Annotated in this window: 14 protein-coding genes and 1 pseudogene; 11 read left to right on the top strand and 4 right to left on the bottom strand. The window is 48.8% G+C overall.

Going from position 1 to position 15,140, the window contains the following annotated elements:
* Window positions 1-100: 100 nt before the first annotated feature.
* Window positions 101-1,426 (bottom strand): KamA family radical SAM protein, encoded by a 1,326-nt coding sequence (locus ING2E5A_RS03535; RefSeq protein WP_071136217.1) that lies wholly within the window; start codon window positions 1,424-1,426, stop codon window positions 101-103.
* 413 nt (window positions 1,427-1,839) lie between these two features.
* Between ING2E5A_RS03535 and ING2E5A_RS03530 the strand changes: the two genes are divergently transcribed.
* From ING2E5A_RS03530 to ING2E5A_RS03480, 11 genes and pseudogenes are all read left to right on the top strand, one after another.
* The gene (locus ING2E5A_RS03530; RefSeq protein ID WP_071136216.1) at window positions 1,840-2,454 is read left to right on the top strand and encodes a GNAT family N-acetyltransferase; all 615 of its coding nucleotides are present in this window, start codon (window positions 1,840-1,842) and stop codon (window positions 2,452-2,454) included.
* A 19-nt stretch (window positions 2,455-2,473) separates the two neighbouring features.
* Window positions 2,474-3,658, top strand: coding sequence for an argininosuccinate synthase (gene argG / locus ING2E5A_RS03525; protein ID WP_071136215.1), 1,185 nt, complete (start codon window positions 2,474-2,476; stop codon window positions 3,656-3,658).
* Between the two features lie 20 nt (window positions 3,659-3,678).
* Complete coding sequence (argC, locus tag ING2E5A_RS03520) at window positions 3,679-4,653, top strand: N-acetyl-gamma-glutamyl-phosphate reductase (RefSeq protein ID WP_071136214.1); 975 nt, start codon at window positions 3,679-3,681, stop codon at window positions 4,651-4,653.
* Between the two features lie 35 nt (window positions 4,654-4,688).
* The gene (locus tag ING2E5A_RS03515; protein WP_071136213.1) at window positions 4,689-5,819 is read left to right on the top strand and encodes an aspartate aminotransferase family protein; all 1,131 of its coding nucleotides are present in this window, start codon (window positions 4,689-4,691) and stop codon (window positions 5,817-5,819) included.
* A gap of 16 nt (window positions 5,820-5,835) precedes the next feature.
* A complete protein-coding gene (locus ING2E5A_RS03510) occupies window positions 5,836-6,792 on the top strand; it encodes an N-acetylornithine carbamoyltransferase (RefSeq protein ID WP_071136212.1) in 957 nt (318 codons plus the stop codon).
* 17 nt (window positions 6,793-6,809) lie between these two features.
* The gene (argB, locus tag ING2E5A_RS03505; RefSeq protein WP_071136211.1) at window positions 6,810-7,601 is read left to right on the top strand and encodes an acetylglutamate kinase; all 792 of its coding nucleotides are present in this window, start codon (window positions 6,810-6,812) and stop codon (window positions 7,599-7,601) included.
* A 10-nt stretch (window positions 7,602-7,611) separates the two neighbouring features.
* Window positions 7,612-8,685, top strand: coding sequence for a M20/M25/M40 family metallo-hydrolase (locus ING2E5A_RS03500; RefSeq protein ID WP_071136210.1), 1,074 nt, complete (start codon window positions 7,612-7,614; stop codon window positions 8,683-8,685).
* 3 nt (window positions 8,686-8,688) lie between these two features.
* On the top strand, window positions 8,689-9,984 hold the full coding sequence (argH, locus tag ING2E5A_RS03495; protein ID WP_071136209.1) for an argininosuccinate lyase: 1,296 nt from the start codon (window positions 8,689-8,691) through the stop codon (window positions 9,982-9,984).
* A gap of 91 nt (window positions 9,985-10,075) precedes the next feature.
* Window positions 10,076-11,143 (top strand): annotated as a pseudogene (pta, locus tag ING2E5A_RS03490) (phosphate acetyltransferase); the annotation flags it as partial.
* Between the two features lie 22 nt (window positions 11,144-11,165).
* Window positions 11,166-12,140, top strand: coding sequence for a 3-hydroxyacyl-CoA dehydrogenase family protein (locus ING2E5A_RS03485; protein ID WP_071136207.1), 975 nt, complete (start codon window positions 11,166-11,168; stop codon window positions 12,138-12,140).
* Window positions 12,141-12,168: 28 nt separating this feature from the next.
* Window positions 12,169-13,368 carry an acetate kinase gene (locus tag ING2E5A_RS03480; RefSeq protein ID WP_071136206.1) on the top strand — a complete coding sequence of 400 codons (1,200 nt, stop codon included), beginning with the start codon at window positions 12,169-12,171 and terminating at the stop codon, window positions 13,366-13,368.
* Between the two features lie 182 nt (window positions 13,369-13,550).
* Here the strand turns inward: ING2E5A_RS03480 and ING2E5A_RS03475 are convergent, their stop codons facing one another.
* The 3 genes from ING2E5A_RS03475 to ING2E5A_RS03465 all read right to left on the bottom strand — a co-directional run bounded on the left by ING2E5A_RS03475 (window position 13,551) and on the right by ING2E5A_RS03465 (window position 15,116).
* A complete protein-coding gene (locus tag ING2E5A_RS03475) occupies window positions 13,551-13,922 on the bottom strand; it encodes a helix-turn-helix domain-containing protein (protein WP_083373169.1) in 372 nt (123 codons plus the stop codon).
* A gap of 548 nt (window positions 13,923-14,470) precedes the next feature.
* Window positions 14,471-14,674 carry a hypothetical protein gene (locus ING2E5A_RS03470; protein WP_071136204.1) on the bottom strand — a complete coding sequence of 68 codons (204 nt, stop codon included), beginning with the start codon at window positions 14,672-14,674 and terminating at the stop codon, window positions 14,471-14,473.
* A 1-nt stretch (window position 14,675) separates the two neighbouring features.
* Window positions 14,676-15,116 carry a S8 family peptidase gene (locus tag ING2E5A_RS03465; RefSeq protein WP_197678517.1) on the bottom strand — a complete coding sequence of 147 codons (441 nt, stop codon included), beginning with the start codon at window positions 15,114-15,116 and terminating at the stop codon, window positions 14,676-14,678.
* Window positions 15,117-15,140 lie beyond the last annotated feature (24 nt).

Below are 15,140 nucleotides of genomic sequence, written 5' to 3'. Positions count from 1 at the left end.
GGCAAAATAAGCAATAATTCCCATAATTCTATGTTAATTATAGTAAACGTTCTCTTTTTTGTTGATAAAAAAGTGCTCACGCACTGGAAGTCGAAATTGGCTATTCCCATAAGAAGTAGTCGTCCTGCTCCATCTTTCCGGGGAAGTTCTCTCTTTCAAAGAAAAATTTTGTTTCACCGAAAGCAGGCTTGAGATCGTCGAACCAGGTGGCCGAAGGGCTGTACTTGGCAAAAAAGGGAATATCAACCAGTTGAGGATCCCGACATTGCAAAAAACGAAGGACAAATACCTTCTCACCGTTCACCTCCGTAACGCCCAGCAAATGCACCTTCCCGGGACTACAACTCATGCTGGGTCCCCTTACCGTTCGGGCAATGCCGCTTACGCTGGAGTAAGCTTTCCGAAAAATGTTCCAAGCCTTGGCCAGGGGTACTTCAAAAAATGCCTTTGAACCGGTGTCTCTGGCTATAAACATATAATAGGGGATAAGACCCAGCCTTACCTGCTCCTTCCACATCTTTGTCCAAGTCTCGGGATTGTCGTTGATATTCCGCAACAATGGCGATTGAGTCCTGATCTGTACGCCCGTATTGCGTATCCTTCCGATGGCCTTCTTCACCGCATCGGTCATCAGTTCATCGGGGTGATTGAAATGTGCTTGGAATGCGAGGTGCTTGCCTGCTTTGATCACTTTTTCGAAGAGTAAAAGGAGATCGTCGGCATCTTTATCGGTCAGGAAACGGTATGGCCAGTAAGCAAGCGATTTTGATCCGATACGTATATTCTGTATGTGGCTGAACTCTTTCGACAGGATCGGTTCGATATAGGCCGAAAGAATCTTCGCATTTGCCGTAAGCGGATCACCGCCGGTAAGCAGGAGATCTGTAACCTTGGAGTGCTTCAGCAGATATTTGTGCAGCAGGGCAGCCTCTTTCATGGCGAACTTCAGCTCGCTCATTCCCGAAAATTGAGGCCAACGGAAACAGAAGGTGCAATAGGCGTGGCAGGTCTGGCCCTGACTGGGGAAAAAAAGCACCGTTTCCCGGTATTTATGCTGAATTCCGTGCAGTTTGGTCCCTTCAAACAATGGGATGTTATGTACCTGTCCTGCCGGATTGGGATTTAACTTCAGCCGGATTTTATTCACCTCATCCTTGATCAGCTTCGGATCTGCTCCCGAACGCAACAACCCGGCCACCTTCTCATAATGCGGCTTAGCCAACATCTCTCTTCTGGGAAAAGTGAGTGTGAAAATTGGATCATCGGGGATATTGTTCCAATCGATCAGCTGTTCGGTAACGTAATTATTTGATTTGAAGGGTAGTACACTTCCTACTACCCGGATAGCCTCGACCTGTTCGGATGATAATCGGGATAGTTGTGGTAACTCTGTAAAATTGTGTAGGGAATAACTCTTGTAATTCATCGTAACTTTCTATTTTCTAACGCGTAACTCTCTATAAATAACAGAAAAAGCGCTCTCGCTTTGTTACAAATATAAGAAAATCAGGGAAAAATCCACGATTCATAAACACTCTTTACACTTTTTTTAAATAATTTGGCAAAGAGCTTTCATACTGCATTTTTACTTGAAATTTTCTCTCCTTTTTTCGTTTTTGTTAAATATAAGTATTACTTTTGCAGACCCGATGAAAATATTACAGACACATATTGCCCACTGGCACATCGTTATGGATCTGTTCCGACGATGCTTCTGATTTTTCCGGTTTTTTACGGGTTTTTAGGTTATACCGTAAAATCACCATACTACATCATACCGGACTAGGAAACCCTTTTTATTCATCATATTAATTCATCATTTTATTTACATTACACGAAATGGATGTGGAAATTCATATAGCTACTTCCGCTTATGCAAAATACGCACAGGAAGTGTGTGATCTAATCTATGAGTCGGCTCAGGCCCGCGGCACAGGTATTGCCAAACGGAGTCCCGAGTACGTTGCAGAGAAGATCAATGCAGGTAAGGCAGTTATTGCGCTCGACGGAGAGAAACTTGTAGGTTTTGCCTACATCGAGACGTTCAGTCACCAGCGTTTTGTCGCCAACTCGGGACTCATTGTTCATCCCGACTACCGGAATATGGGGTTGGCCAAGAAAATTAAACGCAAGATTTTTGACCTTTCCCGAAAACTGTTCCCGAATGCAAAGATCTTCAGCATCACCACCGGACTGGCGGTAATGAAAATGAACACCGAACTGGGTTTCAAGCCGGTTACCTTCTCCGAGCTTACCGACGATGAAGAGTTCTGGAAGGGATGTCAGGGTTGTCGCAACTTCGACATCCTTCAACGCAACAACTACAAGATGTGCCTCTGTACCGGACTCTTATACGATCCGGCCCAGAAAGAGGTTGCAGCCAGTTCGTTCGCTAAAAAGGTCGTCAAGCCGATCGTCAAGAAAAAAGCGCCTAACAAATTGTACAAGAAATAAACTAAAAGCCTGAAATATTATGAAACAAAAAGTAGTTTTAGCATTCAGCGGTGGACTCGACACCTCATTTTGTGTACCGTACCTTATCCATAAGCGCAACTTGGAGGTACATACGGTCATAGTCAATACCGGCGGTTTCTCCGAAGATGAGCTCAACGGGATCGAAGAGCGTGCCAAAACGTTAGGAGCAGCATCACACACGACCATTGATGCGGTTAACGACTATTACAACAAAGGAATAAAGTACCTGATCTTCGGGAATGTTCTTAAGAACAACACCTATCCCCTTTCGGTCAGTTCCGAACGTTTCTTCCAGGCTTTAGCTGTACTGGAGCATGTAAAAAAGATCGGCGCCGACTATGTTGCCCACGGAAGTACAGGTGCCGGGAACGACCAGGTGCGGTTCGACCTTGTTTTTGAAGTATTGGCACCGGAGATAAAAATCATTGCTCCGATCAGGGAGCTGGGACTCTCTCGTCAGGAGGAGATTGATTACCTGAAATCGAAAGGATTCAATTTCTCGTGGGAGAAGTCGAAATACTCCATCAACCAGGGGTTGTGGGGAACCAGTGTAGGTGGCGTTGAAACGCTCAAATCATCCGGAATCCTTCCCGAAGAGGCTTACCCTTCACAGGTGACCGATCAGGGCGTGGAACGGATAAAGATCGGATTTGAGAAAGGGGAACCGGTATCGTTAAACGGCGAGAAGATGACGCCCGTCCAGCTCATCCGTGCGCTGCACAAACAGGCATCCAGATTTGGCATCGGCCGTGACATTCATGTTGGCGACACCATCATCGGTACAAAAGGAAGGGTTGCCTTTGAGGCTCCCGCTCCCCTGATCCTGATTAAAGCCCACCATCTGCTGGAAAAACATGTACTCACCAAACAGCAACTATACTGGAAAGAGCAGTTGTCGAACTGGTATGGACAGTTGATGCATGAAGCCCAATACCTGGAACCGGTAATGCGCAATATCGAGACCTTCCTCGACGACACCCAGCAGTTTGTAACGGGTGAAGTGGATGTGGAGCTTCGCCCCTACCACTTCTCTATTTTGGCCTGCTCTACCGAATATGACCTGATGAATCCGGTCTTCGGAGAATATGGCGAAGTGAACAAGTCGTTCACGGGACAGGATGTGGTTGGCTTTACCAAGGTAATTTCCAATCCGTTGAAAATTTACTACAAGATTCACGAATAGTTCATCAAGCAGTAATAACGATGATAAAAGTATCCATTGCCGGTGGAACCGGCTACACCGCCGGCGAACTGCTCCGGATTCTACTGAATCATCCCGGAGTAACAATTGAGTCGGTAATCAGTTCGAGTTCTGCCGGAGTGCCGGTCTCCTCGATACACCGCGATCTGTTTGGAGAGACCGACATTACCTTTTCCGGCAAGGTGGGGCAGCCCGACCTCATCTTCCTTTGCCTCGGTCACGGACTATCGCGCACCTTCCTTGCCGAGAACAACATTCCGGCGACATGCAAGGTGATCGACTTGGGAAACGATTTCCGCAACGACCCGAAGTTCGGCGGGCGAGAGTTCATCTTCGGGCTGTGCGAACTCAACCGGGAGCAGATCAGGAGAGCCAACAGCATTGCCAATCCGGGCTGTTTTGCCACCTCCATCATGCTGGGGCTGTTGCCGTTGGCAGCATCCAACGCGCTGACCGACGAGATTCACGTACACGCCATCACCGGATCAACCGGAGCCGGCAAGAAACCGGTGGATACAACGCATTTCAGCTATCGCGACAACAATATCTCGGTTTATAAACCATTCACCCATCAACATCTGTCGGAAATCGAACGGACCTTGAAAGTTGTCGGGAACGGAGAAGTTCCACCGATTCAATGGGTTCCCATGCGGGGTGATTTTACCCGTGGAATCTTCGCCAGCATCTATACCCGATGGAACGGTCAGATGTCCGAAACGGAGACGATCAGCTACTTCAAGGAGTATTATAACGACTCTCCATTTGTCTTCGTCTCTGATGAACCGATCAGCCTGAAGGAGGTGGTCAACACCAACAAATGCCTGCTTCATATCGGATTTCACAATGGGTATATCCATATCACCTCCATTATCGACAACCTCTTAAAGGGGGCCTCGGGACAGGCGGTACAAAGCATGAACCTGATGTTCGGCCTGGATGAAACCACAGGATTGAAGCTGAAAGGGAGTGCATTTTAAGCGTCTATTCACACCTTAGAACTTGTAATGAGAAAATGAATCTATTTGACGTATATAATTTGTGGGACATTGAGCCGGTCAGGGCAGAAGGTTGCCATGTCTGGGACAGGGAGGGAGTGGAATACCTCGATTTCTACGGTGGACATGCCGTCATATCCATCGGACACAGCCACCCTCTCTATGTAAAAGCGATCCAGGAGCAGGTTGCCAGAATCGGCTTCTACTCCAACTCCGTCATCAACAGCCTGCAAACAGAGCTTGCAGAGAAACTTGGGGAACAGAGCGGCTATCCCGACTACGCACTCTTTCTTTGCAACAGCGGCGCTGAAGCCAATGAGAACGCATTGAAGCTGGCCTCTTTCCACACGGGAAGAAAGCGGATAATCGCTTGCAGCGGATCATTCCACGGCCGCACCTCCGGAGCGGTTGCCGTTACCGACAACCCGTCGATCCAATCGCTCTTCAACTCCGGACATGAAGTGACCTTTCTCCCCCTCAACGATGTGGAGGGAGCCATAAGCGAACTGGCAAAGGGTGATGTTGCGGCTGTGATGGTGGAAGGTATTCAGGGTGTCGCCGGCATCTTCGTTCCCGAAGACAATTTCCTGCAGCAGCTCGAAGTTGCCTGTCGCAAGCATGGAACGGTGCTTGTTCTCGATGAGATTCAATCGGGTTACGGCCGTACCGGACGTTTCTTTGCCCATCAGTATGCTGGCATTAAGCCAGACATGATAACGGTGGCAAAGGGAATGGGAAATGGCTTTCCGATCGGTGGGGTATTGATCTCGCCCGAAATCAAGGCAAAAAAAGGGATGTTGGGAACGACCTTTGGCGGAAACCACTTGGCCTGTGCAGCAGCCATTGCCGTCCTGGATGTACTGAAGGAGGAGTCGCTAATTGAGAATGCATTCCAAATAGGCAACTACCTGCTGAAAGAGTTGTCAACCCTAAACGGAATCGCAGAGATCCGTGGCCGGGGATTGATGTTGGGCGTCGAACTGAAACCCAGCTATTCGGAAGTACGTAACCGACTGCTGTTCAACAGCCACATCTTTACAGGCGGGGCAAAGAACAACGTGATGCGTCTGCTTCCTCCGCTCTCGGTATCGAAACAGGAAGCCGACACCTTCCTGAACGAACTGAAACAGATTATCGAAACCTATTAGTCAAAAAGTTCAAAATATGAGACACTTTACCTGCGTTCAAGACATTGGCGACATTCGAAGCGCCCTGGAGAAAGCGAAATATGTGAAAGAGAACCCATATGCCGACCAGCACCTCGGCAAAAACAAGACCTTGATGCTCATCTTCTTCAACTCGAGCCTGCGCACAAGGTTGAGCACACAGAAAGCCGGGATGAACCTGGGCATGAACGTTATCGTACTTGATATCAACCAGGGAGCGTGGAAACTCGAAACTGAACGTGGCGTGGTGATGGATGGTGACAAGCCTGAACATATCCTTGAGGCGATCCCGGTGATGGGATCATACTGCGATATTATCGGCGTACGCTCGTTTGCCCAGTTCGAAAACAAGGAATACGACTACAACGAAGTAATCCTCAATCAGTTCATCCAGTATTCAGGAAAACCTGTATTCAGCATGGAGGCTGCAACCCGCCACCCGTTGCAGAGCTTTGCCGACCTGATCACCATCGAGGAGTATAAAAAGAAGGAGCGCCCCAAGGTCGTACTCACCTGGGCTCCTCATCCGAGGGCACTGCCCCAGGCAGTTCCCAACTCATTTGCCGAGTGGATGAATGCTACCGATTATGAATTTGTAATCACACACCCTGAAGGGTATGAACTGGATGCACAGTTTACAGGAAAGGCCACAGTGGAATATGACCAAAAGAAGGCTTTCAAGGATGCCGACTTCATCTATGCGAAAAACTGGGCGGCCTACCAGGATCCCAACTACGGGAAGATACTGAACAGCGACAGGTCGTGGACGGTAGACACCCAAAAGATGGCACTGACCAACAATGCCTATTTCATGCACTGTCTTCCTGTCCGCCGTAACATGATCGTTACCGACGAGGTGATAGAAAGCCCGCAATCAATCGTTATACCCGAAGCAGCCAATCGTGTGGTTTCGGCACAAACGGTATTGAAGGAAATTTTACTGGAACTGCAATAAATATAAAGTATAAAGGTATGGCTACTCACTCCAATCTCCCGCTCTCCGTCGTAAAAATTGGTGGAAACGTTGTCGACAAACCTGAAGCGCTGACCAGTTTCTTGCATGATTTCCACCAGTTGAAAGGGAGGAAACTGCTTGTTCACGGCGGAGGCGTACTGGCTTCGAAGATGGCGGAACGACTCGGTATCACCACCAAGATGGTCAACGGCCGCCGCGTGACCGATGCCGAAACACTGCAACTGGTAACGATGGTCTATGCCGGATGGATCAACAAGAGCATCGTTGCCCAACTGCAACAGATCGGATGTAATGCCATCGGCCTCTCGGGCGTTGACGGCAACGCCATTCCTTCGGCACGCCGGAATCCGGAGCCTATCGATTTTGGATTCGTGGGTGACCCGATTACGCGAAAAATGGACGGGGAACTGATCACCACACTCCTCGAAAAGGAGATTGTCCCAGTCTTCTGCGCCATAACACACGATGGCAACGGCTCACTACTCAATACCAACGCCGACACGGTGGCCTCATCGCTTGCAATATCGCTTTCGAAACAGTATCGCACTACATTGTATTACTGTTTCGAAAAGGAGGGAGTGTTGCGCGACGTCAACGACAGTGAAAGCCTGATCCCGCTAATCAACCGGGAAACATTTGCCCAGCTCAGGGAGCAGGGAGTGATTGCAGACGGCATGATTCCTAAACTCGACAACTCGTTCAGCGCCATACAGGAGGGGGTATCGGAGGTGATGATCCTCCACGCCCGGAATCTGTTGCAGAAGAGAGGAACTATGTTGATCGGATAAAAACATCAATATGCACCTAAACAACGAATATCTCCGCAATACGACACAGCTGCTCAGAGAGTTGGTTTCCATGAAATCTTTCTCGGGGGAGGAAAAGATGCGGAGCGATTTTTTATGCAATTACCTTTCAGAAAGGGGGGTAAGAACGGAACGGTTGAAGGAGAACATCATTGCCCGTCAGCCACACCACAGCGCTGCAAAGCAAACGTTGATGATCAATTCACATATCGACACCGTCAGGCCTGCAGCTAGCTACACCTTCGATCCGTTCAATCCCCCTTTGTCTGACACCCACGTTTTCGGTCTGGGCAGCAACGATGCCGGAGCAAGCGTTGTCTGCCTGCTGCAGACATTCCTCCATTTCTACAATTCTGAACTACCTTTCAACCTCATGCTGGTCTTATCCTGCGAGGAGGAGAACTCCGGACCCGACGGGATGACGCGTCTTGCAAAAGAGATTCCGGGAATCGATTTTGCCATTATCGGTGAACCGACCGGGATGCAGGCTGCCATTGCCGAGCGGGGGCTGCTGGTGATCGACGGGGAGGCCACCGGGGTGAGTGGTCATGCGGCAAGGAACGAGGGGGTAAATGCGCTCTATATTGCCCTGGAGGATATCCAGGCGATCCGTTCGGTCAGGTTCGACAGGCTCTCTCCTACAATGGGCGATGTGAAACTTACCGTCACGCAGATATCTGCCGGTACCCAACACAATGTGGTTCCCGACAGATGTACCTTCGTAGTGGATATCCGCCCGACCGACCAATACTCCAACCCTGAAATAGTGCAGCTTCTCCAGTCGAAGGTAAAGAGCAGGCTCACTGCCCGAAACCTCACAAACAGGAGTTCGGCCACGCCGTCGGATCACCTGCTGATGAGAACGGTAGAGAGGATGGGAGTAAAAACCTACGTCTCCCCTACTACATCCGACTGGATGCGTATATCATGCCCGGCCATCAAAATGGGACCGGGTGAATCGGCCCGCTCCCATCAGGCCGATGAGTTTGTGCTGGTCAGCGAGCTGGCAGATGGGATAGCCGGTTATATCCGGTTTATTGAAGAAGCAACAAAACTTATCAAATAGATCATGGCAAAAATCTGGAACAAAGGCTTCGATGCCGACAAGTCGGTAGAGAAATTCACGGTGGGAAGAGATCGGGAATTTGATTTGCGGCTGGCAAAATATGATATCATCGGTTCGATGGCCCACATCAAGATGCTGGTAAAAATAGGATTGCTGGAAGAGGCCGAAGAAAAGAAGCTGCGTAGCGAGCTGCAGAGAATCCTCTCGGATGTTGAGGAGGGGAATTTCACTCTCAGCGACGACGCTGAAGATATCCATTCGCAGATCGAGGCAATGCTTACCGAAACCCTCGGCGAATCGGGCAAGAAGATCCACTCTGGCCGTTCACGGAACGATCAGGTGCTGGTGGACCTGAAACTCTTCTTCAAGGATGAGATCAGGAAGATCAAAACTGAAGCACTGGAACTTTTCGACCTGTTGCAAACCCTCAGCGAACAATACCGGTCGGTCCTCCTGCCCGGTTACACGCACGGACAGATCGCGATGCCCTCCTCCTTCGGACTTTGGTTCGGGGCATATGCCGAAACGCTCGTGGACGATATGCATACGCTGGTTGCCGCCTGGCGGGTAGCCAACCAGAATCCGCTCGGCTCTGCAGCCGGGTATGGCAGTTCATTTCCGCTCGACCGGGAGATGACCACGCAGGAACTCGATTTCGAAACCCTTAGCTACAACTCGGTTGCCGCTCAGATGGGGAGGGGGAAGAGCGAGCGTATCCTCGCTTTCAGCATAGCATCGTTTGCCGCCACGCTGAACAAACTGGCAGCCGACAACTGCATGTACCTCTCGGGCAATTATGGATTTATCTCCTATCCCGACAAGCTGACTACCGGATCGAGCATCATGCCGCACAAGAAGAACCCCGACGTATGGGAGTTGATCCGTGCGCACAGCAACCGTCTACAGGGACTTCCCAACGAGATCGCGCTGATGACCACCAACCTGCCACACGGTTATCACCGCGACTTCCAGCTGTTGAAGGAGAATCTCTTCCCGGCCCTCGAGACGTTGCATACCCTCTTCGAGATGACCCATTTCATGCTGTCACACATCTCTGTGAACAACAACATCCTGGAAGATGAAAAATATCGATATCTCTTTACGGTGGAGAAAGTAAACGAACTTGTCTTGCGGGGCGTTCCGTTCCGCGAAGCGTATCAGCAGGTAGGACGGGAAGTACAGGAGGGCACCTTCTCATTTGAACCCGTATTGAACCACACGCACGCCGGTAGCATCGGAAACCTGTGTACCGATGCGATCCGGACAAAAATGGTAAAGGCGGCAGGGGGAATTGGCTGATTTTCCCCTCCCCGTTTAGAAGCCCCCTATCGCTTTTTTTACTACTTTTGTAAAAAGATTAATTACAGATTGAAAAGGGCAGGTAGACTGTAACCGATTTACCTCCCGATTTTCCTGTTCCAACAAAAACCGTCATATAAAATCTATGAACTTAATTAATGAAATTATCGGGCGTGCAAAAGCCGATAAACAACGGATCGTTCTTCCCGAAGGAACGGAACCCCGCACGCTCCAGGCTGCAGATCAGCTTGTCCACGACGGGGTAGCAGAGATAATTCTCCTGGGGAATCCCCAAGAAATAGATGCATTGGCAAACAAACTCGAGCTGAAGAATATCGGCAACGCCTGTGTGATCGATCCCAAAAACCACGACAAAAAACAGACCTATATCGACCTGCTGGTGGAACTGAGAAAATCGAAAGGGATGACGCCCGAGAAAGCTGCCGTACTGGTAGAGGATCCACTCTATCTGGCCTGTCTGATGATCAAGAACGGCGATGCAGATGGCGAGATTGCAGGTGCGCAGAACACCACTGGCGACGTGCTCCGTCCTGCCTTGCAGATCATCAAGACATCACCTGATGTCAGCGTGGTGTCCGGGGCTTTTATCATGTTTACAAAAACGTCGCAATATGGAAAAGAGGGCGTCCTTCTCTTTGCCGATTGTGCCGTAATGCCCAACCCCAATGCCCAGGAACTGGCATCGATTGCCATAGCATCGGCACAGACTGCACGCGGCATTGTGGGAATGGAGCCTCGCGTAGCGATGTTGAGTTTTTCGACCAAAGGAAGTGCACAACACGAAATGGTAGACAAGGTGGCCGAGGCTACCCGTATTGCCAAGGAGCTGGCTCCCGATCTGCTGATCGACGGTGAGCTGCAAGCCGATGCCGCTCTGGTACCCTCGGTGGGAGCGAGCAAGGCACCGGGAAGTGCAGTTGCAGGACAGGCCAATGTGTTGGTCTTCCCGACACTGGAGGCCGGAAATATCGGCTACAAGTTAGTACAACGGCTGGGGAATGCCGAGGCGATAGGTCCCATATTGCAAGGAATGGCAGCCCCTGTAAATGATCTTTCCAGAGGCTGTTCGGTCAACGACATCTATAACATGGTGGCCATGACAGCCAATCAGGCCATTGCGTTAAAATCGACAAGGTGAATACAAAAAAAAACAGAATATAATGAGTGAATTAATCATTGAACCTATCGAAAAGTATGGCCTCAACATCAGCCACGAGAAGAAAGCGCTCTTCTCCAGAATCGGCATTGTAGGAGCCGGAAAAGAGGGGCGTACCATCATCAGCCTGACAGCATCGGCAGGAATGGATGTGGTTTTCATGGATGAATCGCAGGAACGTATCGACGTCGTTCTTGAGGAACTGAACCGGGTCATGGACCAGAAAATCAGCAAGTGGGGTCTGACCCAATCGGAGAAGAAAGTAATCATGAACCGGATCACTCCGACATTGAACTACGAAGATTTCGTCGGTTGCGACATGGTCATCGAGTGTACCCGTTACTCTGAAACCGGTCGCCGCAGCACCCCGCTCCGGAAAAACATCTTCAAGATACTGGATGAAATCCTCGAACCCGATGCCATCATTGCCACGAACGGTCCAACGGTCATTATCAGCGAATTGGCTGCCGACCTGGTGCACAAGGAGCGCTGCGTAAGCCTCTATTTTCCTGTCTCCCACCCCGACGCCCGTATCCTCGAGATCGTAAAGGGGATGTATACATCGGAGGAGGTCTACAAGAAAATGGAGATCTTCGCTCAACTGATCAACTACCGGCCTCACCGGATTAACGAAAGTAACGGTAATGTGAGCATACGACTGCTGACGACAATGCTCAACGAGTCGTGCCAGATGCTGCTGGAGAGAGTAAGCAGCATGGAAAGCATCGAAGAGACATTCACCATCATCTACGGACAGCGCTACGGCGTTTTCAGACTGGCAGACATCATTGGTATTGAACGTATCGTAACCATCATGGAGGCCATGTTCAACGATTTCGGACAGACACATTACAAGCCCAATCCGTTATTGTGGAAGCTTTACCGCTCCAATCAGCTTGGTGTTCGAACCGGTAAGGGATTCTACATCTACGATAAGAACGGGAACGTGATCTCCGAAAACAAATCGTTGTTTAATTGAGAAAAGTCAGAAATCAGAATTTGTCGAAATGAAGATATTAGTTTTAAATTGCGGAAGTTCCTCCATCAAGTACAAGCTTTTCAATATGGAAAGCAACGAGGTTGTTGCTCAGGGAGGCGTGGAAAAGATCGGAATGAAAGGTTCGTTCCTGAAACTCACTCTCCCCAACGGGCAGAAAGTGCAACTCGAGGGAGAGATCCTGGAACACCGCGCAGGAATCGAATACATTTTCGGGGTTCTGCTGAGCGAGAAATACGGCTGTATCAAGTCGCTCGACGAGATTGACGCCGTCGGGCACCGGGTGGTACACGGTGGAGAGCGGTTCAACAAGAGCGTACTGATTACCGATGAGGTGATCGAGATGCTGGAAGAGTGCATCGAGCTTGCTCCCCTGCACAATCCACCCAACCTGAAGGGGATTTTCGCTATCAAGGAACTGCTGCCCGACACGCCGCAGGTGAGTGTCTTCGACACTGCTTTCCACCAGACCATGCCCGACTACGCCTACGTTTACGGATTACCCTACTCGCTTTACGAGAAATATGGCATTCGGCGGTATGGATTTCACGGCACAAGCCACAGGTATGTCTCCAAGAGGGCTTGTGAGTTCCTGAATGTTCCTTACGAATCGCAACGCATCATCACCGCGCATATCGGCAATGGCGTCTCCATTACCGCCATCAAGAACGGAAAATCGATCGACACAAGCATGGGGATGACCCCGGTGGAGGGTCTGATGATGGGAACCCGTTCGGGGGATCTGGATCCCGGGGTAATCTCCTACATCATGGAAAAGGAGCGGATGAGCGCATTGGGTGTCTCCACCCTGTTGAACAAGTTTTCGGGTGTTTTGGGTATATCGGGGATCTCGTCAGATATGCGCGAGATCGAAGCCGGTATAAAGGAGAACAACCCGAGGGCAATTCTTGCGATGAATACCTACAACTACCGCATCAAGAAATATGTGGGCGCTTACAGTGCAGTTCTGGGTGGCGTTGACATCCTGGTCTTTACTGGAGGTGTGGGCGAGAATCAGTGGGTTACGCGCAGCACGGTATGTGAAAACATGGAGTATATGGGCATTGAACTCGACGAAGAGCTGAATCGGTCGGTCCGTGCCAAGGAGGTAGTGATCAGCAAGCCTACGTCGAAAGTGAAGGTGCTTATCATTCCCACCGACGAGGAGCTGACCATTGCAAAAGACACAATGGAAATATTGGGGAGATAACATCACCCAGTAGACACAAAAAAACGTCGCCAGAAGAGAGAATCTGCCTGGCGGCGTTTTTTACAAAGGAAATTTTAGTAGAATTATTCAAAAAAGCAAAGCATATCTTTTTTCCCCGATCAAGTTACCTAAAGCCTCACGCAGAGGAATAGGGAGAGCTCTCCCGGTACTTTGAAGCAAATTCAGGGCAGTAAAACAAAATTACGATAGTAAGACGGGGTAACTCCCGTATGTTTTTTAAACGTCCGTGAAAAATAGGCCAGATCGGCAAAACCACAAATTTTGGCTATCTCTCCAATATTCTTATCGCATTGAATCAGCTGTTTTTTTGCATGATTAAGCCTCAGTTGAATAATATAAGCATTAGTTGAATAACCCGATGCCGCATTGATTTTCCGATTCAGTTGAGAGACACTTATATTCAACTCTTTTGCTATCGAACCAGGAGATAGATCGGGATCGGATATCCTTTGATTGATCATATCAGTAACTTTCTGAAGAAAATACATATTCGCCCGTATCGATCTTGTTTCGTTTTTGAGAACTGTTTTCATGTTTTTATCATGTTTGTAGTACTATGTGAATGGGTATTACAGACAGGTGCTGATGATCAGCCGGAATTGAGAGTAACCACCTGGGGCTCCGTTCCAGTTAAACTTACGGACACCATTAGACTATAATATAGAAAGGGAATAAAAGGGCTTACCAGTGTCACAATAGAATACCACGCGCATGTTAAACAAAATTTGATATTTTTTAGAGAGTCACGGATAAAGCCCTTTTATTGGCTTTACACTTACACTTGTACAAAAATAGCGCTGCACGAATTGAAATGTTAGGATTCTTTGCACATTTTTTTGGACTCAGTGAACATTAACATTTCTTCACTTGTATTCCACGCACATCAATTTTAGAATAACCGACTGGTTTGCAAAAACATATGTGCATCATTTCAGAACAAAAGCAGAAAGAAAAAAATATCAAAAATCGATCTATATCTTAAAAATTAACTATTCGTAATTTACTAATTATTATGCAATTAAAAAAATCAACACCTCCCCTCTATGGTGTTGACGGTTGATTTTTTGTGAAAACCGTGCAGCTATTGAATGGCAAAATCATCTTTCTCCTCTTCCACCGTAATAAAAAAATCGAAATCGATCTGGGAGATGATCCTGTCTGTGACAAACTTGACAATCTTCAGCTTGGGATAGTAGGTATCGACACGTATACCTAGCCGGGTCAGCTTCGTTTCAACTTCCTTGAACGACCAACCGTTCTGTATGACTCCAAAGTAGGTTTTCATCTTACTCTTCACGAATAACCTGTACCAGCCCCTTCCCGACATCCCTATATTTGAGGTTTTCGATCGGTTTGGCATGCTCTTCAATCAACTCCCATATCTCCCTGGCGTTCAAATCGGGATACTGCTCCATATAAAGGGCTGCCAACCCCGAAACGTGGGGGGTAGCCATACTTGTACCGCTTAGTATCTGATAATTACCAGAATTTGCACTCTTCTTCGGATAGGAACTCAACACATTCACACCTGGAGCACAAACGTTGATATCACCCCCGGTGGAGGCATTGAGTCCTCCATTCGAAAAGCGGGCTATCTGCATCTGGCTATCAATCGCTGCAACGGCCATAATGGAGACAGCGTTAGCCGGAGCCGAAACCGGCATGGGTAATGCCGGTCTGTTGCTGTCGTTGCCTGCAGCTGCAATTATCAGGCAGTTGTTCTCCAATGCCCTGCTGTATATATTAGTGTA

The organism is Petrimonas mucosa (genome assembly GCF_900095795.1).
In the GTDB taxonomy this organism is placed as follows: domain Bacteria; phylum Bacteroidota; class Bacteroidia; order Bacteroidales; family Dysgonomonadaceae; genus Petrimonas; species Petrimonas mucosa.
Note: the sequence above shows the minus strand (reverse complement) of the source record. Positions and strands in the feature narration are given on the sequence as shown.